The sequence below is a fragment of the Streptomyces sp. NPDC046716 genome (assembly GCF_040645755.1).
Classification (GTDB): Bacteria; Actinomycetota; Actinomycetes; order Streptomycetales; family Streptomycetaceae; genus Streptomyces.
This window is the reverse complement of sequence record NZ_JBEYYU010000007.1, coordinates 159,706-180,682: the sequence shown is the minus strand read 5'-3', so window position 1 is coordinate 180,682 and position 20,977 is coordinate 159,706. Positions and strand designations below refer to the sequence as shown.

The 20,977-nt window shown below is 69.3% G+C and carries 23 protein-coding genes; 15 read left to right on the top strand and 8 right to left on the bottom strand.

The features are described 5' to 3' along the window. Nucleotides 1–196: 196 nt before the first annotated feature. From ABZ930_RS08180 to ABZ930_RS08170, 3 genes are all read left to right on the top strand, one after another. On the top strand, nt 197–772 hold the full coding sequence (locus ABZ930_RS08180) for a transcriptional regulator (RefSeq protein ID WP_361543367.1): 576 nt from the start codon (nt 197–199) through the stop codon (nt 770–772). 65 nt (nt 773–837) lie between these two features. Then, nucleotides 838–2,427 carry an oxidoreductase gene (locus tag ABZ930_RS08175; protein WP_361543364.1) on the top strand — a complete coding sequence of 530 codons (1,590 nt, stop codon included), beginning with the start codon at nt 838–840 and terminating at the stop codon, nt 2,425–2,427. Between the two features lie 62 nt (nt 2,428–2,489). Next, on the top strand, nt 2,490–2,810 hold the full coding sequence (locus tag ABZ930_RS08170; protein WP_361543361.1) for a hypothetical protein: 321 nt from the start codon (nt 2,490–2,492) through the stop codon (nt 2,808–2,810). 110 nt (nt 2,811–2,920) lie between these two features. On the opposite strand, the gene ABZ930_RS08165 is transcribed toward ABZ930_RS08170, so the two are convergent. Continuing rightward, entirely contained in the window at nt 2,921–3,955 is a 1,035-nt protein-coding gene (locus tag ABZ930_RS08165; protein ID WP_361543358.1) for an iron-siderophore ABC transporter substrate-binding protein, read from the bottom strand. A gap of 137 nt (nt 3,956–4,092) precedes the next feature. Here ABZ930_RS08165 and ABZ930_RS08160 point away from each other — a divergent pair, with 137 nt between their 5' ends. Then, on the top strand, nt 4,093–4,476 hold the full coding sequence (locus ABZ930_RS08160) for a BlaI/MecI/CopY family transcriptional regulator (RefSeq protein WP_361543355.1): 384 nt from the start codon (nt 4,093–4,095) through the stop codon (nt 4,474–4,476). Further along, nucleotides 4,473–5,411, top strand: a complete 939-nt coding sequence (locus tag ABZ930_RS08155) for a M56 family metallopeptidase (protein ID WP_361543352.1) — start codon at nt 4,473–4,475, stop codon at nt 5,409–5,411. The genes ABZ930_RS08160 and ABZ930_RS08155 overlap by 4 nt, the downstream gene beginning before the upstream one ends. Before the next feature lie 81 nt (nt 5,412–5,492). Here ABZ930_RS08155 and ABZ930_RS08150 read toward each other — a convergent pair whose 3' ends face one another. Both ABZ930_RS08150 and ABZ930_RS08145 read right to left on the bottom strand, forming a co-directional pair. Then, on the bottom strand, nt 5,493–6,197 hold the full coding sequence (locus ABZ930_RS08150) for a response regulator (protein WP_361543349.1): 705 nt from the start codon (nt 6,195–6,197) through the stop codon (nt 5,493–5,495). Next, complete coding sequence (locus ABZ930_RS08145) at nt 6,194–7,834, bottom strand: ATP-binding protein (protein ID WP_361543346.1); 1,641 nt, start codon at nt 7,832–7,834, stop codon at nt 6,194–6,196. Before ABZ930_RS08145 ends, ABZ930_RS08150 begins: the two co-directional genes overlap by 4 nt. Before the next feature lie 213 nt (nt 7,835–8,047). Between ABZ930_RS08145 and ABZ930_RS08140 the strand changes: the two genes are divergently transcribed. From ABZ930_RS08140 to ABZ930_RS08115, 6 genes are all read left to right on the top strand, one after another. Continuing rightward, entirely contained in the window at nt 8,048–8,863 is an 816-nt protein-coding gene (locus ABZ930_RS08140; protein ID WP_361543343.1) for an ABC transporter ATP-binding protein, read from the top strand. A gap of 25 nt (nt 8,864–8,888) precedes the next feature. Next, the gene (locus ABZ930_RS08135; protein ID WP_361543481.1) at nt 8,889–9,746 is read left to right on the top strand and encodes an ABC transporter permease; all 858 of its coding nucleotides are present in this window, start codon (nt 8,889–8,891) and stop codon (nt 9,744–9,746) included. A 42-nt stretch (nt 9,747–9,788) separates the two neighbouring features. Continuing rightward, complete coding sequence (locus ABZ930_RS08130; protein ID WP_361543340.1) at nt 9,789–10,847, top strand: ABC transporter substrate-binding protein; 1,059 nt, start codon at nt 9,789–9,791, stop codon at nt 10,845–10,847. 309 nt (nt 10,848–11,156) lie between these two features. After that, nucleotides 11,157–11,576 carry a hypothetical protein gene (locus ABZ930_RS08125; protein WP_361543337.1) on the top strand — a complete coding sequence of 140 codons (420 nt, stop codon included), beginning with the start codon at nt 11,157–11,159 and terminating at the stop codon, nt 11,574–11,576. Nucleotides 11,577–11,608: 32 nt separating this feature from the next. Further along, entirely contained in the window at nt 11,609–12,349 is a 741-nt protein-coding gene (locus tag ABZ930_RS08120; protein WP_361543334.1) for a class I SAM-dependent methyltransferase, read from the top strand. An 86-nt stretch (nt 12,350–12,435) separates the two neighbouring features. Beyond that, complete coding sequence (locus ABZ930_RS08115) at nt 12,436–13,029, top strand: hypothetical protein (RefSeq protein ID WP_361543331.1); 594 nt, start codon at nt 12,436–12,438, stop codon at nt 13,027–13,029. A gap of 261 nt (nt 13,030–13,290) precedes the next feature. Here the strand turns inward: ABZ930_RS08115 and ABZ930_RS08110 are convergent, their stop codons facing one another. Further along, a complete protein-coding gene (locus tag ABZ930_RS08110) occupies nt 13,291–13,824 on the bottom strand; it encodes a hypothetical protein (protein WP_361543328.1) in 534 nt (177 codons plus the stop codon). Nucleotides 13,825–13,981: 157 nt separating this feature from the next. On the opposite strand from ABZ930_RS08110, the gene ABZ930_RS08105 reads away from it, so the two are divergent. Continuing rightward, nucleotides 13,982–14,524, top strand: a complete 543-nt coding sequence (locus ABZ930_RS08105; protein WP_361543325.1) for a DUF1707 domain-containing protein — start codon at nt 13,982–13,984, stop codon at nt 14,522–14,524. A 66-nt stretch (nt 14,525–14,590) separates the two neighbouring features. Here ABZ930_RS08105 and ABZ930_RS08100 read toward each other — a convergent pair whose 3' ends face one another. From ABZ930_RS08100 to ABZ930_RS08090, 3 genes are all read right to left on the bottom strand, one after another. After that, on the bottom strand, nt 14,591–14,983 hold the full coding sequence (locus ABZ930_RS08100) for a hypothetical protein (RefSeq protein ID WP_361543322.1): 393 nt from the start codon (nt 14,981–14,983) through the stop codon (nt 14,591–14,593). A 207-nt stretch (nt 14,984–15,190) separates the two neighbouring features. Beyond that, nucleotides 15,191–17,374 (bottom strand): MMPL family transporter, encoded by a 2,184-nt coding sequence (locus ABZ930_RS08095; protein ID WP_361543319.1) that lies wholly within the window; start codon nt 17,372–17,374, stop codon nt 15,191–15,193. A 4-nt stretch (nt 17,375–17,378) separates the two neighbouring features. Continuing rightward, nucleotides 17,379–17,639 carry a hypothetical protein gene (locus tag ABZ930_RS08090; protein ID WP_361543316.1) on the bottom strand — a complete coding sequence of 87 codons (261 nt, stop codon included), beginning with the start codon at nt 17,637–17,639 and terminating at the stop codon, nt 17,379–17,381. A 136-nt stretch (nt 17,640–17,775) separates the two neighbouring features. Between ABZ930_RS08090 and ABZ930_RS08085 the strand changes: the two genes are divergently transcribed. Together ABZ930_RS08085 and ABZ930_RS08080 are read left to right on the top strand one after the other, a co-directional pair. Further along, nucleotides 17,776–18,945: a sensor histidine kinase gene (locus ABZ930_RS08085; protein ID WP_361543313.1), complete on the top strand. Its 1,170-nt coding sequence runs from the start codon at nt 17,776–17,778 to the stop codon at nt 18,943–18,945. Next, complete coding sequence (locus tag ABZ930_RS08080) at nt 18,920–19,591, top strand: response regulator transcription factor (RefSeq protein WP_361543310.1); 672 nt, start codon at nt 18,920–18,922, stop codon at nt 19,589–19,591. The genes ABZ930_RS08085 and ABZ930_RS08080 overlap by 26 nt, the downstream gene beginning before the upstream one ends. Nucleotides 19,592–19,618: 27 nt before the next feature. Here the strand turns inward: ABZ930_RS08080 and ABZ930_RS08075 are convergent, their stop codons facing one another. After that, nucleotides 19,619–20,272 (bottom strand): hypothetical protein, encoded by a 654-nt coding sequence (locus tag ABZ930_RS08075; protein WP_361543307.1) that lies wholly within the window; start codon nt 20,270–20,272, stop codon nt 19,619–19,621. A 471-nt stretch (nt 20,273–20,743) separates the two neighbouring features. On the opposite strand from ABZ930_RS08075, the gene ABZ930_RS08070 reads away from it, so the two are divergent. Next, nucleotides 20,744–20,935, top strand: a complete 192-nt coding sequence (locus ABZ930_RS08070; RefSeq protein ID WP_361543304.1) for a DUF6417 family protein — start codon at nt 20,744–20,746, stop codon at nt 20,933–20,935. Nucleotides 20,936–20,977 lie beyond the last annotated feature (42 nt).

Below are 20,977 nucleotides of genomic sequence, written 5' to 3'. Positions count from 1 at the left end.
CCTGTCGCGCCCCAGAACTAACATCCCCACCCTGCCCAACGCACCCGACTTTCCACGGAACCCATCGGCGCACGGGTGTGTTCGCGAGAACGTCCCGCTGTCAGAGGCAGTAAGGTCGCGTTCCTGGCCGATCGAGGACCTCTCCAGGGCAGGCACCGCCGACCATACGGACACGCACGCCGAAGGAAGAGAGCAAGTGCCCGACAGGACCATCGAGTTCGGCAAGTTCGGGGCCCGCGGCATCAGGGGCCACGAGGCCGCCGCCCGCCGGCTCGACCAGCTCGCCGGATTCATCGCCACCCCGGTCGCCCAGCGCCGCGGCATGCTGGCCCGTCTGCACTACCTCACCCGCTCCGACCGGGCGAAGACAGCCGCCCGCGCCGCCGGCCTGAACGTCACCGACCGCACCCTGAAGCGCTGGGCCGCGGGCAAGTCCGCCCCGTCGAAGAAGAGCCTGGCGCAGCTGGACGCCGCCTACCGGCAGGTGCGGCGCCAGAACGTCGCCCGCCACCTACTGCAGCGCCTCCACCGGGACGGCCGCGGCACCCGGGTGGAGTTCCACCCGCTCAATCAGTCCCAGGTGACCCGCCCCCACGTGCGAGAGGTCTCCTTCCGGACCCTGAACGTGAGGAACTGGGACGCGATGATCAGCGCATGGACGGCCGATGACGACGAGGCCATGGACACCGCCTGGTTCAGCGGCATCACGGCCGACCTGGGCTCGGACTACGGCGCCTACGAATACGTGATGAACATCGGCTTCGCCGCCTGACCACACCCTCGTGCCGACGACGCCGAGCTGTACGGCAGCCTCCCGCGCTGCGATGATCGCCGATCATGCGACAAGAAGAACTGGGGCCTCTCGAAAGCCAGTTGTGGAACTCCTATGCGCAGGGCCGCCCCGTGGAGTTGCGCCCCGCGCCGCAGTCGGGGGCGCGGCCCACTGTTCGCGCCGAGTTCCTCATGGCTTTGCTTCTGGGGGACGGCCCCGAGCTCGGCCCGGGCGAACGTCCCGCACTTCGGCTCAGCGGTGCGTCCGTCACCGGCACGCTGGACCTGCAGTTCGCCGACCTGCGCGCACCCGTGATCCTGGCTGACTGCCACTTCGCACAAGCCCCCGTCCTGCGCGGTGCCGAGTTCCGCGAAATCGCCTTCACCGGGTGCGTGCTGCCCGGACTGACCGCTGACACGGCGGTGGTCCGCGGTCGACTCGTCCTCTCGCACTGCCGGTTGTCCGGCCCTGTGGTTCTCACCCGTGCCGAGATCCACAGCGACCTGGATCTGACGCACAGCGTGATCACCGCCCCGGACAGCGAGGCGGTGTCCGCCGTGGGCCTGGTCACGGGCGGAGATGTGTTGTGCACGAGCCTGACCGTCAACGGGAGTATGCGGCTCACCGGCGCCTCCATATCGGGCGAGTTCGACCTGGAGGGCGCACACCTGCATCACCCGGGCCGCACCGCCCTCGACGCCTACCACATCCGGATCTCGGAGGACTTCACCTTTCACCCCGGCTTCAGCGCCGAGGGACAGATCATCCTCTCGGGCGCCGATGTGGGCGCGGCCATCGGCTTCTGCGGCGCTCGGCTGCACCACCCCGGCGGCGTCGCCCTCGAAGCCGTGGACGTCACCGTCAGCCGCAACTTCGACCTCGGTGCGGGTCTCACGGTGGACGGCGGCATCAAGCTCGACGGCACCCGCATCGGGACCCGCCTCAGTTTCCAGGACGCGGCCGTCTCCCGTCCCGGCGGCACCGCACTGTCGCTGCGCCTGTCGCAGGCCCGCGAAACCGACCTGCGCACGCGGAAACCCGTCGACGGCGTGGTCGACGCCGGAAACGCCCAGTTGGGCGTGGTCTACGATGCCCCGGACACCTGGCCCGCGCGGCTTCGGCTGTCCGACGCGGCCTACGACGCTCTCGCCACGCCCCTCACGGCCGGTGAACGCCTCCGCTGGATCCGGCGAGGCACCGGGGGCTACCACCCGCAGCCCTACGAACAACTCGCGGCCGTCTACAGGGGGCTGGGGCATGAGGACGAAGCCCGTACCGTGCTGCTGGCCAAGCAACGGCATCGCCGTTCCGGTCTTCCCCGGCACGCGCGCGTGTGGGGATACGTTCAGGACGCCACCGTCGGCTACGGCTACAGGCCCGCTCGCGCCGCCCTGTGGATCATGGCGCTCCTCGCCATCGGAGCGGGCGTCTTCGCCGCGCATCCTCCTGTTCCGCTGGAGGCGACCAAAGCACCTCCGTTCAACCCGGTGTTCTATACACTCGATCTCCTCCTTCCCATCATCGGATTCGGACAGAAGGCCGCCTTCGCGCCGCACGGGGCCGGACAGTTCCTCGCCTACGCGCTGATCACCGCCGGATGGATCCTGGCCACCACCGTCACCGCAGGGGTGTCCAGAGCTCTCAGCCGCCAGTAGCCCATCTCACGTCTCCTGGGCGACGGTCACCGGGCCGCATGTCTGGTTAGGATCCGGGGCTTATGAGCGAGATACGTGTGTGGGCGCAGGCGCGGTCGATGGACAGAACCCTCTTCGCGGTCGTCGGGGTCGCCGATCTGCTCCTGTGCTGTGTGCTGCTCCTGATGTCCGTCGGGGTGGTCGGTCCCGAGCCGACCACGAGGGCGGAGGAAACGTCGGCGTGGCACTCCGCTGCGGGGCTGTACCTGGGATGGCTCGTCATCGGGGCCGTCCTCTTCCTCGCGCTGCGGATGACACGCTCCCTGCTCGCGCATGTCGCGATGATGATCCTGTCGCCGGTCCTGGCCTTCCTGCTGATCCTTTCCTTGCCCGCCCTCAGCTGAACCGAAGCCACGAGCGACCGGCCCGCACTCGGCAACGGCCGGAACCACCTGTGGGGCCGCACCGTCCTGGTGCGGCCCCACAGTGAGCGAGGGTGGAGAGAGGGTGGACGCTACTTCTTCAGTGCCTCGGCGAACTGAGGAACGACCTTGTCCAGGGCGTAGTTGACCGAGAGGATCGAGTCGGTGGCGAAGGCGTTGGCCGAAGCGGACTTGAGTCCGAACACCACATCGTGGCCGGCCTGGACCGCCGGGATCTTCTTGTACAGCGCGTCGTTCTTGATCTCGGCCGCCGACGTCTCGATGGGCTCCATGATCATCAGGTCCGCGTCGAGGTCGCCGACGTTCTCCCGGGCGACGCTGACGAAGAAGCCCTTGCCGCCCTGCTTCTCGACCCAGGGGTTGTTCTTGAACCCGAGCCGCTCCAGGAAGTCCACCCGGCCGCTGCCCTCGACGTAGGCGTTGAAGCCCTCGCCGCTGAGCGAGCCGGACGTCACCGTCTTGTTCTTGAACTCGGGGTGGGCCTCGACCGCGGCGGCGAACTTGTCCTTGGTCTTCGCGATGAGCTGCTGCCCCTTGTCGTGCAGGCCCAGCGCGTCGGCGACCATCTCCGTCTGGTCCTGCCAGTCGGTCAGGTACTGATCGCCGCCCTTGGGCACACCGACCGTGGGCGCGATCTTGCTGAGCGTGTCGTAGCGCTTCTGGTCGCCGCTGGACTTCGTGTCGAGGATCAGGTCCGGCTGCAGCGCCGCGATCTTCTCGTACTCGGGCTCCAGCGTGCCGATCTTCTTCGGGCTCTTGTCGTACATGCCCTTCGCCCACGGCCCCACGCCGTCGCCGCCGAAGGCGAGCCAGTCACTGGCGCCGACCGGCTGTACGCCGAGCGCGAGGGCGGTCTCCGCGTCGCCCCAGCCGAGGGCCACCACGCGCTTGGGCTGCTCCTTGACGGTGACCTCGCCGAACTTGGTGCTCACCTTGGCGGGGAAGTTCCCCTTCGCCACCGATCCGGTGTCACCGCCACCGCTGGAGTCGGAGCCGGACGAGCAGCCCGCGACGACGAGAGCGGCAGCCGTGGCGAGCGCGCCGACGGCCACCCGACGGCGTGCGGGAGCGGAAGGAGAGCGGAGGGAGATCGAACGCTTGAGCATGAAGAAAGGCTAACCTAAGTAAATGGGTTCTTTCCTGCTGCCCTCTCGTGGACAGTGCGGGGTGGGCCCGGCCGGCTGGAGCGTCGAGGCGAATGCCGTCGCGGGGTGCCCGGTACCCCGCCACGGGGAGGAGAACGGTGGCGAAGAAGCGTCAGGACGAACGACGTCCCCACGGTGAGCTGGTCGCGGACGTGCTCGCGGTGCTGTGGGCGGCCGGCGGGCCGATGACCGCTCAGCAGGTGAACGAGACGCTCGGCACGGGCCTCGCACGGACGACGATGGCCACCATTCTGAGCCGGCTGTTCGAGAAGGGCACGCTGCGCCGGGTTCCGTCGGGACGGGGCTTCGCCTACGAGCCCGTGCAGGACGCTCCCGGACTCGTCGCCGGACGGATGCACCGAGAGCTGGAGAGCGAACCGCGCCGTGATCTGGTCCTGAAGCGGTTCGTGACCTCGCTGTCGCAGGACGACGAGGAGACCCTGCGACGGCTGCTCCTGGAGGCGGAGGACGAAGCGCGGTGACGTACGTACTCGTTCTCGTCGTGCTGGCGCTCGCCGTGCCGTGGGGCGGCGCGGTGCTCGCCCGGCGCCTGGCCGGGGTGCTGCCGCCGCGAGAGGCGTGCCGCGCACTGACGGCAGCGAGTGTTCTGCTGGCCGGCGGCACCGTGGTCGCCTTGATCGGACTGTTCCACGTGCCCTTCCTGGCCTCGCTGGAACACGTGTCCCTGCGCCGTGTCCTGGAAGCGTGGCCGGCCGCGGTCCCGTTCGCCGCCGCGGCCGGGCTGGTGCTGTCGGTGCAGCTGGTGCTCTTGTCGAAGCGGCTGTTCCAACAGCGTTCTTTGCTGAAGCGTGCCTGGCAGAGCGTCGGGCACGGCGGCGGAGAAGGCGACCTTCTGGTCATCGAGGAGCCCGAGGTCGATGCCTTCGCCCTGCCCGGCTACCGGGGGCGTGGTGGCCGGGTGGTGGTCACGTCCGGCACGTTGCGGACCTTGAAGCCTGCCGAGCGGGACGTGCTGATGGCGCACGAGCGTGCTCACCTGGCGGGGCGGCACCACGTGCTGTCCGCCGTCGCTGATCTCGCGGCCGTGGTGCACCCCGCGCTGCGCGGGGTGCGTTCCTCGCTCGCCTTCCATCTGGAGCGATGGGCCGACGAAGTGGCGGCCGGGACGGTGGGGGACAGGAAAACCGCTGCCGCGGCGATCGCCCGGGCCGCGCTGGCGAGGTCGTCCCGGGACGGTGCGGCGGGATATCCGCTGCTGTCGGCGGCGCGGGGACCTGTGCCCCGTCGAGTGGAGGCACTTTTGCGGCCCGCGCCGGTGCCCCCGAGCGGCCGGGCCCGGCGGACCGGAATCGTGCTGGCTCTGACGCTGGTCCTCGCGGTATCGGGCACGATGGCCCTCACCTACGGGCTGCACGAGTACGTCGAGTACGCCGCCGTCGCTGTGCGGGGCACCTGAAGAACCTGAGTCCGACCGCCCGAGGCGATGTGCCCGTGCCGAGAGCGCGCGGACCGGCGGCACCGATCAGCCGCAGACGGATCAGCGGTCCTGTCCTCGCTGCGGAGCAGGGGCGTAGCGGTGTTCGGGCCTGCCCGCGTCGCCGTAGCGCAGGGACAGCTGGAGGGAGCCGTTGTCCTGGAGGTGCCGCAGGTAGCGATGGGCGGTGGAGCGGCTGATGCCTGCCCTGGCCGCCACCTCCTGCGCCGACAGCGGGACCTGCGCCTGGTTGATGACGTGGCAGATGAGGTCCTCGGTGGGCCGGGCCCAGCCCTTGGCCGGCGGCGCCGGTGCGTCGGCGGGGGTGCGCACGGTCCCGAAGATCCGGTCGATCTGCTGCTGCCCCCGCCAGGAGCCTCCGCTGGCATCCCGCAGTGTGCGCCGCAGTTCGGCGTAGCTCTCCAGCCGTGCGCGCAGACCGTCGAAGGTGAACGGTTTGACGAGGTAGTGCAGAACGCCGTAGCGCAGGGCCGCCTCGACGATGTCGACGTCCTGCGCGGCGGTCACCATGATGACGTCGCAGCGGATGCCGCGCTGGCGCAGGCCGCGCACCAGCTCCAGGCCGCTGCGATCGGGCAGGTAGTGGTCGAGAAGCAAGAGGTCGACGTGCCGGTTGTCCAGCATCTGCATCGCCTGCAGAGCGGTGTGGGCGGTGCCCACGACACGGAAACCCGAGGTTTTGGCCACATAGGCCGCGTTGATCTCCGCGACGTGGAAGTCGTCGTCGACCACCAGGACGTCCATCACGAGACTTCTCCTGCCGGAACGGGATGCGAGGCCGCAACGGACCTCTGGGCGAGATCGGGAAAGGTGACGGTGAAGACGGCTCCTCCACCGGCCCGGGCGGCGATGCGGGCGGCGCCCCCGTACCGTTCGGCCAGGCTGCGGACCATCGCCAGGCCCAGCCCGCGGCCGCGGTGCGCCGGAGACTCCTTGGTGCTCCAGCCTTCGTCGAAGATGGTCTCGCGCAGTTCGACGGGCACGCCGGGCCCGTTGTCGCTGACCCGGGCGACGACCGTGCCCTCCTCGACGAAGACCTCGACCTCGACCTCGGGACCGACGGTCCGGGCGTCGCCCAGCACGTCGAGCGCGTTGTCGATCAGGTTGCCCAGAACGGTCACGATGTCCCGCGCGTCGATGAGCCCGGTCGGCAGGTGGGTGCGATCGGACAGCCGCAGCGCCACACCACGCTCGGAGGCGATGGCCGACTTGCCGACCAGCAGGGCCGACACCATGGGCATGCGGATGCGCTCGCCGATCTCCTCGGCCGACGCACGCCGTGCGTGGGTGAGACCGGCGACGTAGCCGCGCGCCCGGTCGGGCATGTCGAGGTCGAGGAAGCCCAGCACGGTGTGCAGGCGGTTGGCGTGCTCGTGGTCCTGTGCGCGCAGCGCGTCCAGGAGCCCCTTGATGGAGTCGAGTTCACGGCCCAGCAGTTCGACCTCGGTGCGGTCCCGCAGGGTGACGACGGATCCGCCGTCGGGGGTCGGCATGCGATTGGCGATCAGGACCCGGTTCTCCCGGACGGTCAGCAGATCCCGGCCCGTGACGTGCCCGGTGATGACGTCCCGGGAGTGCCCCGGCGGGAGCACGTCCTTGAGGTCGCGGCCCTCCGCGTCGGTCTCGAGGGCGAGAAGGCGGGCGGCCTCGTCATTGACCAGCCGGACCCGCTCGTTCTCGTCCAGCGCGATGACCCCTTCGCGTACGGCGTGCAGCATCGCCTCGCGTTCGGACAGCAGGGCCGAGATGTCGGCCACCGAGACCCCGTGGGTGCGCTTGCGCAGGATGCGGGCCACGAGGAAGGCGGCACCGGCGCCGAAGGCGAGCGCGGTCCCCGCGTAGCGCAGCAGCCCGGGCAGCGCGGCCAGCAGGCTCTCCTGAACGCCGGAGTAGGCGATACCGACCGAGACCGCACCGATCACCGCACCGCCGGCGTCGCGCAGCGGCACCTTCGCGCGCGCCGAGGTGCCGAGGGTCCCGCGGTCTATCTCCAGCACGACGTGCCCGTGCAGCGGGATCGACGGATCGGTCGACACCCGGTGCCCCACCGACGACGCGTCGGTGTGCGACCAGCGGATCCCGCGCAGATCCATCACCACGACGTACAGGGCGCCCGTGGCCCGCCGGGTGCGCTCGGCCTGCCGCTGCACCGGCCCACCCGGGTCGGGGCCGCTCGTCAGCAGACCGGCGGCGATGTCCGGGTCGGCCGCGGTGGTCTGCGCGATGGCCAGGGCCTGGTGCTCGGCCTGATCGTCCAGCTGCGTCCGCAACGGCTGCAGGAACAACCCGGTCAGGAGCAGCAGCACCCCTGTGGTGATCAGGAGCTGCGCGATCAGCACCTGTGCGAACACCTGCCGCGGCCAGCCGATGCGCAAGCGCGCCACGTCGATACCTGCTTTCGGGAACTCTCCCGCGCGATCAGACGTCTCGCCGGGGTGAACGCACCGTAGTCGCAGGTGTTTCGGCCGGGGAAGAGCCTGGACAGCCGCACACGCCGAAGGCGTCGGCACAATGAGCACAATGCTGTTTATGGGAACAACCAGCAGTTGCCGGCGAAAACTTCCCAGCCCGTCGAGGCGTTCGTAGCGTTCCGCGGCATGACAAGCCCATCGAGTCCGGCCATCGAACTGCGCGGTGTCCGCAAGGCGTTCCGCACCCCGTCCGGTGCCTCCCACACCGCCGTCCACGATCTCGACATGACCGTCCAGCAGGGCGAGTTCGTCGCCGTCGTCGGTCCCACGGGATGCGGGAAGTCCACGACGCTCACCCTCGTCAGCGGCCTCGAGGAGCCGACCGAGGGGGAGGTGCTGCTGTCCGGGTCACCGGTGCGCGGCATCGACGAGAGGGTCGGTTTCGTCTTCCAGCAGGACGCGACGTTCCCCTGGCGCACGGTGCTGTCCAACGTCATGGCCGGCCCCCGCTTCCGCGGCGTACCCAAGGACGAGGCCAGGGACAGGGCGCGCGAATGGCTCTCCCGGGTCGGGCTGAGCGCCTTCGAGGACCGCTACCCCCACCAACTGTCCGGCGGGCAGCGCAAGCGCGTCGCCCTGGCCTCCACCTTTGTCAACGACCCCTCCATCCTGCTCATGGACGAGCCGTTCTCCGCGCTCGACGTGCAGACCCGCGCCCTGATGTCCGACGAGTTGATGGAGCTGTGGGCCGGCACCGGATCCTCCGTCGTGTTCGTCACGCACGACCTGGAGGAGTCCATCGCGCTGGCCGACAAGGTCGTCGTCATGACCGCGGGACCGGCCACGGTCAAGGAGGTCTTCACCATCGACCTCCCGCGGCCCCGCCGCGTCGAGTCGGTCCGGCTGGAGCCCCGCTTCATCGAGATCTACCGCGAGATCTGGCAGTCCCTGGGCGAGGAAGTCCGCATCACCCGTGAAAGGGGTGCGCAGAATGTCGCCTGACACCACCACAGGCCCGGCCGTCGACATGGGCAAGGCCGCCGCCGGACCCGGGAACGACACCAGGTCCGCCCGCTCCCAGGAGCGGGCCCGCGCCGCACGCCGCCGCCGCGGCCTCGTTCTGCTGTCCCGTGCCGCCGTCCTCGTGTTCGTCCTCGGGGTGTGGGAATGGTTCTCCCGCGCCGGGATCATCGACCCGTTCAACTTCTCGATGCCCTCGAAGATCTGGGACCAGATCCAGCAGTGGGCGCTGCACGGCACCCCGCAGGGATCCCTGCTCGAACAGATCTGGTACACGCTCTACGAGGCCCTGCTCGGCTGGGTGATCGGCGTCATCGCCGGAGTCGTCCTCGGGATCGCGCTCGGCCGGATCCGCTTCCTGGCCGATGTGATGGGCCCGTACATCAAGGTGCTCAACGCCCTGCCGCGCATCGTCCTCGCGCCCATCTTCCTCATCTGGTTCGGACTCGGACCGGCGTCGAAGGTGGCCTCCGCGGTCGTCCTCGTCTTCTTCCCCGTCTTCTTCAACGCCTTCCAGGGCGCCCGCGAAGTGGACCGGCACCTCATCGACAACGCCCGTATCCTCGGCGCGCGCGACCGCCAGGTCACCTTCCAGGTCGTCATCCCCGCCGCCACGTCGTGGATCTTCACCAGCCTCCACGTCAGTTTCGGGTTCGCCCTCATCGGCGCCATCGTCGGCGAGTACATCGGCGCGACCAAAGGCATCGGCCTGCTCGTCTCCGCCTCGCAGGGCACCTTCAACTCCGCCGGTGTCTACGCGGCCATGGTCATCCTCGCCGTCGTCGCGCTGCTCGCCGAGGGCCTGCTCACCTTCCTCGAGAACAAGCTCTTCCGCTGGAAGCCCAGCGGCGACGCAGCCCGCTGACCCTCACCCCTCCGCACACCCCCGCCTCCCCAGGAGCCGCACATGTCCCGCCGCACCCTGACCACCAAACTGACCACCGCCACGGCCGCGCTCGCCGTGCTCGCGGCTCTCGGCGGCTGCGCCGACGAGGTCTCCTCCCACTCCTCGGACAGCGGCGGCTCGGGAGGCAAGGGCCCGAAGGTGAAGGTGATGGTGGGCGGTATCGACAAGGTCATCTACCTGCCCGCGATGCTGGCCCAGCGCCTCGGCTACTTCAAGGACGAGGGCGTCAACGTCGAGCTGCTCAGCGAGCCCGCCGGCATCGACGCCACGACCTCGCTCGTCGCCGGGAACGTCCAGGGCGTCGTCGGCTTCTACGACCACACCCTCGACCTGCAGACCAAGGGCAAGCAGGTCGAGTCCGTGGTCCAGCTCGCCCAGACCCCCGGCGAGGTCGAGATCGTCTCCAACAAGGCCGCCGACAGCCTGAAGTCGCCCAAGGACTTCGCGGGCAAGAAGCTGGGCGTCACCGGCCTCGGCTCGTCCACCGACTTCCTCACCAAGTACCTGGGCGTGCACGACGGGGTGTCCACCGACAAGTTCACCAACGTCGCGGTCGGCGCGGGGCAGACCTTCATCTCCGCCCTCGAGAAGGGCTCCATCGACGGCGGGATGACCACCGATCCGACGGTCGCCCAGATCCTCGACAAGAAGATCGGCAAGGTCCTGGTCGACATGCGCACACCGGAAGGATCCCAGCAGGCGCTCGGCGGCCTGTACCCGTCGTCGAGCCTGTACATGAACACGGACTGGGTGAACTCCCACAAGGAGACCGTGCAGAAGCTCGCCAACGCCTTCGTGCGCACCCTGAAATGGATGTCGTCGCACAGCGCCAAGGAGATCGCGGCGAAGATGCCGTCGGACTACGCGCAGGGCGGCGAGGGCCTGTACGCGAAGGCGATCGACAGCACACTGCCGATGTTCACGAAGGACGGCAAGATGCCGGCCGACGGGCCGGCGACGGTGCAGCGGGTGCTCAAGTCCTTCAACCCGAACCTGAAGAACGCCACCATCGACCTGAAGAAGACGTACACGAGCGAGTTCACCGACCGGACCGGCTGAGCCGACATCGGGCGGTGCGGGTCGAGACGCTGGTGGCGACGGCCGTTCGGTCCGCTGGAACAGAGTCCCGGAGACCGTCGTCTACTTCTGGATCATCAAGGTCTTCTGCACGACCGTGGGCGAGACGGCGGAGATCCTGAGCTCCGCCCGGTCGGCAGACGGCTTTGATCGCGCCCGCTCGTCTACTATCATGTAGACGCTGTTGGTGTGATGGCCGCACCGGGAGTGAGCCGACGGGACACCGCCCTGGCTCGCCCGCCCGAACGCGCACCTGGCATCGATCGGACCCCGGCGCCGAAGGATCACCGCATGTACAGGTCCCCCGAGCGAGTGGTTGAGCTCATCCGGCGGGAGCACGCGGCTGACCCGGGCCTCTCCCTGTCCGGCCTCGCTCAACGCCACCGCGTCTCGCGCGCCGTCGTCCGGGCGGCCCTCGACCTGACGGCCGAGCCGACGCTCCCGCCTGCGCAACGGCCCCGACCGCTTCTCCTCGATCCGGTCAGCCATCTCATCGACGACATGCTGCGACAGGAGATCGAGAGCGGGGCACGGCTGTCGAACCAGCGGATCCTCCAGCGTCTCGCGAGCGAGGCAGGGTTCGAAGCGGCATCACTGTCGACCCTGCGCAACTACGTGCACCGCCGCCGCCCGCAGCTCCAGGCGGAGACCGACGGCCACGATGCGGGGCCGGACCGGGGAGAGGGCCGACCGGCGCCCTCATCGTGTTGACCGCTCCCGGCAGGCGATGCTGGAGTCGGCACGTGGACAGCATCCCCGCCAACCGGCGGCTCTGGAACAGAATCAGCAGCGCCTACCAGCACGAGCACGACCCGCAGATCGGCGCCGCACCCCGACTGTGGGGCATGTACTCCATCCCCGACGCGCGCCTGCACGCCTTGGGGGACGTCACCGGCAAGCGCGTCCTCGAACTCGGCTGCGGCGCCGGCCAGTGGTCCAGGGTGCTCGCCGCCGAGGGCGCCACCGTGATCGGGCTCGACCTGTCCGAAGCCCAACTCGCGGCGGCGGCAGGTGAGATGGGGGAGGCGCGCTACCCGCTGGTGCAAGGCGCCGCCGAACAACTCCCCTTCGCCGCCGACAGCTTCGACCTGGTGTTCTGCGACTTCGGCGGGCTCAGCTGGGCGCCCCCGCACCTGGCCGTCCCGCAGGCCGCACGCGTCCTGCGCCGGGGCGGGCGCCTGGTGTTCAACGTCGCCAGCCCCTGGTTCGAAGCCTGCTACGACGAAGCCGCCGGCCGCGTGACCACGACGCTGCAGCAGGACTACTTCGGGCTGAACACCATCGCCGAGGGCGACGGCGCGACCAGCTATCAGCTCACCTACGGCGACTGGATCAAGGTCCTGCGCGGCGCGGGTCTGATCATCGACGACCTCATCGAGCCGCGGCCCGATCGCGGAACACCCAACGGCTACAACGAAACCGACCCACCCGACTGGGCACACCGCTGGCCGGCGGAACTGCTCTGGGTCACCCACAAACCGTAGCCTCCGCCGCGCCGAGAACGCAGTCGGACAAGACCTATGCTGGGATCTTCGCTCCTGATCACCGGCACCCCGTCGAGGAAGTTCAGTTGACTCCGCATTCCCTTGCGTTCTACGTGCATGTGGTCGCTTCCGGCACGGTGCTCGGCGCCAAACCGACGGACGGTCCCGACCGGGTGACCGCGATCCTGGGTTCCGACTTCGCCGAGGGTTCCCTCGACGGCCACAGCATGTGGCGGGACTACGGAATGGCTGAGTTTCACTGGACTCGGGAGACACCGGACCATCCCTGGAAGGGGCACCACTTCACGTTGCAGGTGCACCGACTGCCCTACGGCGGCGGCAGCATCGTCAACCAGGCGATCCGCGACCGCTACGGGCGCTTCGACCGTCACCTCCGGTTCGACAAACTGGAGCGACTGCTGGAGAAGCGCGGTGTGGTCCTGGAAGATGCCCCCGATATGAACGCTCCGGCCTTCACACGCCATTGGCAGCCCGCTTCGCAGGTGTCCGTGATGACGTTCCGGGCTCACCCCGAGTGGCGACAGCGTCGGCGCGGCGACGACCGTATCGGAGATGTGTACTCCATTCAGTCATCGGTGAGTGCCGAAGGAGTCGCGCGGGACAGGGAGCGTTATGGTGCACAGGGCCGCAGGAGCCCGACAGTGGGGGCGGGTTCGTGAGTCGTGCTGCCGCCGTGGCCGCCGCCTTCGAGATCGACGAGTGGGCGGGGGACCTCACGCCACAGGACGAGGACATCGAGCAAGCCGCGTTCTTTCCCCTGCCCGAAGCCAACGGGACCATATCGTCGGCTACTTGAGCGGTGCCGTCGCGCCGGGGACCACCTGGCTGTTCCGCAACCGAGGCAAGGAGCAGACGCTCGTCGCCCGCTGGTGACGCCGGACGACGACCACCACATGAAGTGGACGATCGACAGCGGAGAACTAGTATCCCGGTCCGACCGTCGGGTGTGAGGCCAGAGCGCGCGCCGCGAAGCGCAGTTGGGACGTCCATGCCTCCTCGTCGAGGCCCAGCGTGTATGCGGTGCAGCAGGCACATGTCCGAAGCAGTGCCACGAAAGCATGCTCTTCCGCGGTAGCGGCCTCCATCTCCCACCACGTGTCGGATGCCAGCTCGGTGAGGGCCACGTCCCCGGCGGCGAATCCGGTGGCCAGCCTGTGGAGCGCGTAGCGCCGGGCCAGAGCGGGATCGGGCAAGGCGATTCCCAGCTCCGTGAGCGCCTGCTCGAAGGCGTCGCGGATGTCCTGGGAGTCCGCCCTGCGCGACAGTCCGGCGAGCTCACGCAGTGTCGGAGTGTCCACCCCTGCGGCGAGCGCCTCGGCAGCGGTCATCGGCAGGTCCTCCAGACACACCTCATCTACCGGATAGAGCCACGCTGCCTCTTCCAGCTCTTCCAGTGACATCTGAACTCGGTGTACGGGGGCGCCCGGATCGAGCGCGTCGTCTCCTGCTGCCATGGTTCATACGATGCCAGCGCCGTGTGATCACGCGCCAAGCAATTCCGTCCGCTCCAGTCCAGATGCCAGGTGGACTGCCGCGCCCCCGCGCCCCGCGCAGTAGCGGACTTCGGCTTCACGCATGCTCACGGCATCGACACGGCACTATGGTGAAGAGGTGACCTCTCCCCGGGAACATGCATCGCCACTGCTGACCGAACCTGACCGTGAGACAGCTGTGCAGCGTCTGCAGGAGGCGTACGCCGAGGAGCGCATCTCACGCGAGGAGATGGACGAAGGCCTCGGCCACGTCCTTACCGCCAAGACGCGCAGCGAACTGGAGTCGGCTCTGGCATCGCTGCCGGATGAGCCCCCGGGCGCCACCGCAACGATCGCCGCCGCCGGTGGACGCATCGTGCGGCGCGGCATGTGGCGGGTACCTCGAAACCTCACGGTCGCATCGGCGTTCGGACGGGTTCACCTGGACCTGTCCCGGGCGGTCTTCGAGCATCCGGTCGTCGACATCGAACTGCAAGTGGGCACCGGCAGGGCCAGGATCACGGTGCCTCGCGACGCCGTCGTCGACGTCGAGGATCTGCACACGGGGTGGAAGGACCTGCGCTACAGGCCCGGGCGAGGCTCCCGCTCCGGCGGACCGACCATCAGGATCACTGGGACCATGGGATTCGGGCGCCTGAAAATCCGTCACGCCCGGCGCTGAGGCCGAGTGCGGCACCTCGTCCCGGTCGGTCGCGGACGGCGCAGCGCCGCCTCGAGTACTCGATGATCACCCGTGTCCGGGCGCGCGGGGTGTCCGGGGCAGTGGCTGATGCCAGTCGCCGAGTGTCGAGAGGAGAAAGTGGCGGATCAGCGTGCGGAGTTCGTCCCACACCGGTTCTGTGGCCAAGGAGTCGGCCCAGAGACCGACCCGGGAGGCGGCATCGATCTCGCCGACGCGACGGCTCACGGCCCGAAGATCGCCCAGATCCTTGGACTCGAAGACCCCACGCTCCGCCAGTCCTTCGGAGATGCGGCAGAGGAGCTCCACCTCTTCGAAGACGTCCTTCGTCTCCACCTCCTGCTCTCCCAGCCAGGCAAGCTGATCACGGATGTCGGCTGCGAGAAGGGCCATCCAACGCAGCGTCCAGGCTCGAAGCTGCACGTCGCCCAGATCGTTCATGCACGCATGATCGCACCTGGCACATCGAGTCCGCAGGACAGGTGGGCGCTACGGTCCATGCGGTCGACACACGTGTGCGGGGCTGTAACGTGCACGTCTGCACGTCTGCACGTCTGCACGTCTGCACGTCGGCGAATTCCCCTGGGCGTCGGGCACGGCCTGTGCCGTGACCCACGCCCAGTCATCTCCTGTGCTTCGGGCCGAAGATCAGCTCTGCTCGGGGCGTTCGATGGATACCTTGGGCAGTGTCCGGGCCAGCCGTGCGGGCAGCCACCAGGCCCACTTGCCGAGCATCTGCAGGACGGCGGGCACGATCAGGCAGCGGATGACCACGGCGTCGAGCAGGATGGCGACGGCCAGGCCGAGGCCGAACTGCTGGAGCATGCGGTCGGAGCTGAGGACGAACGCTCCGAAGACGAACATCATGATGGCCGCGGCGGCGGTGATGACCTTGCCGGTGGCGGCGAGCCCTTCGCGCACCGACTGCGCCGGGTCACGGGTGCGGATCCACTCTTCGTGGATGCGGGAGACGAGGAAGACCTCGTAGTCCATCGACAGCCCGAAGACGATCGCGAAGATCAGAGCTGGGATGAAGGCTTCGACAGGGCCGGGCTGGACGCCGAGCCAGCCGTGCTGGAACACCAGGGTGATCACGCCGAGCGCGGCGGAGATCGACAGCAGGTTCAGGACGGCTGCCTTGACGGGGATCCAGAGGGACCGGAAGACCAGGAGGAGCAGGAGCGAGGAGACGCCGACGACGACGGCGACGAACAGGGGCAGCCGGTCGGCGAGTGTCTCGGAGACGTCCTGGGATGCGGCGGTGGCACCGCCGACCAGCACCTCGGCGCCGGTGGTGTGTTCCAGGGGCGGGGCCACGTCGTCGCGCAGGCGGTGGACGAGGTCCACGGTGCCCTTGGCCTGGGGAGAGGTCGTCGGGTAGACGAAGACGGTGGACAGGTCACCGTCCCGTGAGGGCATCGCCGGGCCGGCCGCGGCGATCCCTTCGGTGGCGGCGAGCTTGGCCCGGACGAGTTCGCCGGCGTCCTGGTCGCCCTTGACCAGGACGATGAGCGGACCGTTGAAGCCGGGCCCGAACCCTTCGGCGAGCAGGTCGTAGGCGTGGCGGGACGTGGTGTTCTCGGGGTCGTTGCCGGAGTCGGCGAAGCCCAGGCGCATGCCCAGGGCCGGCGCGGAAAGGGCCAGGAGCGCGATGACGCCCACCAGCAGGGTCGGGATCGGGCGCCGCTGCACGGCCCGTGCCATCGCCCGCCATCGGTGTCCTTCGGCCTTGCCCCTGCTCGTGGACTTGGCCTGCTGTTGGAGCACTTGGCGCTGGATCCGTGCGCCGAACAGGGCGAGAAGCGCGGGCAGCAGAACGAGAGAGGCGGCCATGGTGACCAGGACGGTGACGGCCACCGCGAGGGCGATGCCCTGCAGGGAACCGAGCCCGAGAGCGACCAGGCCCAGAAGGGCGACGATGACCGTGCATCCGGCGAAGAAGACCGTGCGTCCGGCGGCGTCGAGGGCCTTGCGCCCGGCCTCCGCGGGCTCGATCCCGGCCAGGAGTTCATGGCGGTAGCGGTAGAAGATCAGCAGGGCGTAGTCGACGCCGACGCCCAGGCCGACGAGCATCAGGATCGGCGGGGTGAAGTCGGCGACGGTGAAGACGTGCGAGGCGAGGGCGATCAGGCCGACGGCTCCGCCGACCGCGAAGAGCGCGGTGATCAGCGGCAGTGAGGCCGCCAGCAGCGAGCCGAACAGCAGGACCAGGATGACCAACGCGGCGACGATCCCGGCGAGTTCGGCGGTCGGTCCCGACTGGTCCTCGGCGTTGCGCGCCGCCTCGCCACCCACCTCGACCTGAAGGTGGTCGGTGGCGATGCGCTGCGCTGCGTCGATGACCCGGGCGACGTACTCCTTGGGGACCTCCTCGGTCTTTCCGTCCAGCGTGACGGTCGCGTAGGCGATCGTGCCGTCCTCGGAGACCGCCGAGGCATCGGCGAAGGGGCTGCGCACGTCGGCGACCCCGGCCATCCGCCCGACCTCGGCCAGCATCGGCTCGACGCTCGCCTTGTCTCTCTTGACACCCGCGGTGTCCTTGAAGACGATCTCGACGCTGTCGCCGGCCTGGTCACTGCCGTGCCGCTTGAACAGGTCGGTGGCCGTCTGGGAATCGGTGCCCGGCAGCGAGAAGTCGTTCTTGTACGCGGAGCCGGTCACGGTGGAACCCAGTGTGATGGCGGCCAGGACCGCCACCCACAGGGCGAGGGCCGCCCAGCGGTGACGTTGTGCCCAGCCTGCCAGGGCGCCGAACCGGCCGACCGGCGCGGACGTGTCGGCCCTCGGCGGGGGCGGGGCGAGGGGCGCGGCGGAGCCGCGGGGGGAAGACATGTGCCTACCTCGGATTCGAGCGAGTGTGAGCTGGAGCCAGCGCCACGCCCACGACCGCCCCGGCGAGCGCGGCGACACCGAGTGCGAGACCGGCGAACACACCCGTGACCGCGAAAGAGAACGTTCCCGCGGCGGTGAGCAGGAGAATCCCGGCAGCGGCACCCACGAGCGCACCGACGACAGCGGCGCTGATCCGAGGAGAGACGTAGGACGACGACATGCCCTCGATCGTGCTGGCGGAGCCGGGGTGCGTGCGTCCGCCCACGGCTGACAGTCGGCCAGGGCGGACGTACACCAGCGGATGTACGTCTCGGCCGTCGCGTACTCCGCCAGCAGGCACCCTCACCGCAAACAGGGACATATGACACCGGGTGGCGTGGCGCTCCAGGCAGAATGAAGCGGTGCCCCACTTCTGTGTCTCCCGCCTCCGCCTGCCCACCGGCGCACGTGCCGACCTGGCGCTCGCCGGACTGGTCCTGGTACTGGCCGGGGTGGCCGAGGGGCAACGCCTCGGCTCGGACGGGGACACGAACACCTCGGTGATCGGCTCCTGGTTCCTGGCCGCGGCCGTGTGCGCGGCACTGCCGCTGCGCCGCCGCCACCCGGTGGCGGTGGGCTGGTTCACCGTGGCCGGGACGGGCGTCTACTACCTGCTGAGCACCGTCGACGGCCCACTCGTACTGATCCCGATCGCCGCCCTGTACGCCCTGGCTGCGCGGGGGCGGATCCGGGTGTCGGTGGCCATGGCCGCCGTCATGGTCATCGGTGTGGGTACGGGAGCACTCGTCGGTACCGGCGACGTCACCGGTACGGCGGTCTTCATGCTGGCCGGCTGGCTGGTCGCGGTGGTGACGTTGGGCGCCATGCGCCACGGCCGCGTCGCCTACGCCGAGGAGCAGGCCAGGCTGCGCGCCACGCGGGAGCGACTGCGTATCGCCCGCGAACTCCACGATGTCATCGGCCACACCATGTCGATGATCCACGTACAGGCTTCCTCGACCCTCCACCGGCTGCCGAAGAACCCGGACCTGGCGGAGGAAGCGCTGACCGCCATCAAGCAGAGCAGCAAGGACGGACTGCACGAACTGCGCGCCACGCTCGGTGTGCTGCGGCAGGCGGACGAAGAGGCGCCGACCGCGCCCTCGCCGGGCGTGTCCCGGATCGACGAGCTGATCTCCACGGCGACCCGGTCGGGCTTGGACGTCCGTGTCGAGCACACCGGCGTCCGCGCACGGCTGCCCGCAGCGGTCGACCTCGCCGTCTACCGCATCGTGCAGGAATCGCTGACCAACGTCGTCCGGCACAGCGGCGCCCGGAACGTCGTCGTCGACCTCCACCACGGCGAGCGGGAAGTGACGCTGTCCGTCACGGACGACGGCCACGGCACGGCCCACACCGCACACGGCAGCGGCATCGCGGGCATGGCCGAACGGGCGCGCGCCCTCGGCGGAACACTCAGTGCCGAGCCCGGCTCCACGGGCGGGTTCACCGTCCGGGCCCGGCTACCGTTCCCGGACCACCACGAGCCGATCGGCGGAGCAGTTGATGATCAAGATTCTGCTGGCGGATGACCAGCGCCTCGTGCGCGCGGGGATCCGCGGGATCCTCGACGACGAGGACGACCTGCACGTGGTCGCCGAGGCCGCCGACGGGCGCACCGCCCTCGCCGCCTGCCGCGAGCTGCGGCCGGACGTCGTGCTGATGGACATCCGTATGCCCGGCATGGACGGCCTCGAGGCCGCCCGCCGCATCGCGGCCGACGAGCGACTCGCGGCGGTGAAGGTGGTGATGCTGACGACGTTCGACCTCGACGAGTACGTGTACGGGGCACTGCGCGCCGGCGCCACGGGCTTCCTCCTCAAGGACACCGAACCGGCCGAACTCCTGCACGCGGTCCGCGTCGCCGCGCGAGGCGACGCACTCATCAGCCCGTCCGTCACCCGCCGCCTCATCGCCGAGTTCGCCGACCGCCCGGACGACACCCGCGGACCCGACCGGCGTCTCGACGCCCTGACCGCCCGCGAACGGGAAGTCATGCGACTGGTCGCCGCCGGTCGCACCAACGACGAGATCGCCACGCAACTGGTGGTCTCCCCGCTGACCGCGAAGACCCATGTCAGCCGCATCATGGCCAAACTCGGCGCCCGGGACAGGTCCCAAGTCGTCGTCATGGCCTACGAGTACCGCATGGTCAGCCCCGGACGGCTCACGGACTGACACCACGCCTGTCGCCGTGCGGAGGGCCTACTTGTGTGCGGTGACGACCCCGGTGTGGCCGTTGAGGTTGTAGGTCCAGCCGTGAGTGTGAGCGCGGTGGTGGGCGTTGTCGAGGCTGGCGATCCGCACACCCTTGTGCGTGATCCAGGACTGCCACTGGTTGCCGGACAGCCGGGTGGTGTGGGCGACGGAGCCTCCCGGGAGGGAGACGTTGTGGGTCGTGCCGACGGCCTGATGCTTGGTCGTGTGCTTGACGGGGCCGGTCCGGTGCTTGTCCCGCTGGTCCTGGTGGTGGCTGTCGTTTCCGGGCTTGGCGATGTCGGACTCGCTGTGCCAGCCGGAGGCGTCCGTCACGCCGACGAAACCGTTGGCCTGGTTCAGCTCGTAGGTGTGGCCGCCCACGTGTGCGGAGGGATGTCCGGAGCTGAGGGAGGCGATGCGGGTGCCGTTGTGGGTGACCCAGGCCTGGAACTGGCCATCGCCGAGATCGGTGACGTGGGCGACGCTGCCGTCGCTCAGCTGCATGTCCTGCGTGCCGGATGCCCCGGCGGGCTGAGCGGCGGAGGGCTGAGCGTCGTCGGAGGGCGTGGCGGCACCGGCGGTGGAGGCCACGGCCGTGACCGCGCCCAGGCCCAGGACGGCAGAGGCCAGCGTCAGGCGGATACGACGGGAGTTCGACATGTGTCTACGACCTTCCAAGCGAACCTGCGATCAAGTACATATCGAACTTAAAGCCCCAAACGGTACGAAATGCATAGGAAAGGTAACGCTTGGCCTTCGGTTCCAAGGAGATTGCACGTCTTCACTGAAGGTGTGCGTGGGGCGACTTTGGTCGCGCGCCGGGTATCGGCGATTTCGTCGTGCTCCAGAACGCGGACGCCGCCCCGGTGGTCGCGTTCCAGCGGGTGGACGACTTTCGCGCCCCGCGGTGGACGGACGCCGTTCGTCCGCGACAGATGCACATCGACGTGATGGTGGCGGACCTCGATGAGGCCGAGGGGGTGCGAGCCCGATCACTCCCGAGGGCGCCTGACCTCATCCACGCCTGCGCAGCCGACTCGCCCGTGTGCACGGCCTGCCGAATGCCTCCATACGGGTGGACCCGGGCACGCCTCGCGGACGAGGGTGACTGTGGCGGCCGATGATCGGACCATGAGTCACGACACGACCACGGTCATTCCCGCCCAGGACGCTGCCCGCCACCTGGAGATGCTCACTCTCGAGGAAGCCCATGATCTGCTGAGGCTGCTGCAACTGGTGGCGGGGGAGGGGCTGGAGGAACTGTCGCAGGAGGCGGGCTGGTTCGCCCGGGAGATCGCCGCCCGGATCCCTTCGGAGAACTGAGCCCCCACGCGGCGAAACGGGCTCGGCCTCGGTACGGGGGCC

Bases quoted from the DNA above. Each gene is read 5' to 3' on its own strand.
- ABZ930_RS08095 (WP_361543319.1), bottom strand. From the start codon at position 17,374: ATGTCTTCCCCCCGCGGCTCCGCCGCGCCCCTCGCCCCGCCCCCGCCG.
- ABZ930_RS08175 (WP_361543364.1), top strand. From the start codon at position 838: ATGCGACAAGAAGAACTGGGGCCTCTCGAAAGCCAGTTGTGGAACTCC.
- ABZ930_RS08140 (WP_361543343.1), top strand. From the start codon at position 8,048: ATGACAAGCCCATCGAGTCCGGCCATCGAACTGCGCGGTGTCCGCAAG.
- ABZ930_RS08075 (WP_361543307.1), bottom strand. From the start codon at position 20,272: ATGTCGAACTCCCGTCGTATCCGCCTGACGCTGGCCTCTGCCGTCCTG.
- ABZ930_RS08125 (WP_361543337.1), top strand. From the start codon at position 11,157: ATGTACAGGTCCCCCGAGCGAGTGGTTGAGCTCATCCGGCGGGAGCAC.
- ABZ930_RS08110 (WP_361543328.1), bottom strand. From the start codon at position 13,824: ATGGCAGCAGGAGACGACGCGCTCGATCCGGGCGCCCCCGTACACCGA.
- ABZ930_RS08100 (WP_361543322.1), bottom strand. From the start codon at position 14,983: ATGAACGATCTGGGCGACGTGCAGCTTCGAGCCTGGACGCTGCGTTGG.
- ABZ930_RS08080 (WP_361543310.1), top strand. From the start codon at position 18,920: ATGATCAAGATTCTGCTGGCGGATGACCAGCGCCTCGTGCGCGCGGGG.
- ABZ930_RS08170 (WP_361543361.1), top strand. From the start codon at position 2,490: ATGAGCGAGATACGTGTGTGGGCGCAGGCGCGGTCGATGGACAGAACC.
- ABZ930_RS08130 (WP_361543340.1), top strand. From the start codon at position 9,789: ATGTCCCGCCGCACCCTGACCACCAAACTGACCACCGCCACGGCCGCG.
- ABZ930_RS08135 (WP_361543481.1), top strand. From the start codon at position 8,889: ATGGGCAAGGCCGCCGCCGGACCCGGGAACGACACCAGGTCCGCCCGC.
- ABZ930_RS08165 (WP_361543358.1), bottom strand. From the start codon at position 3,955: ATGCTCAAGCGTTCGATCTCCCTCCGCTCTCCTTCCGCTCCCGCACGC.
- ABZ930_RS08070 (WP_361543304.1), top strand. From the start codon at position 20,744: ATGAGTCACGACACGACCACGGTCATTCCCGCCCAGGACGCTGCCCGC.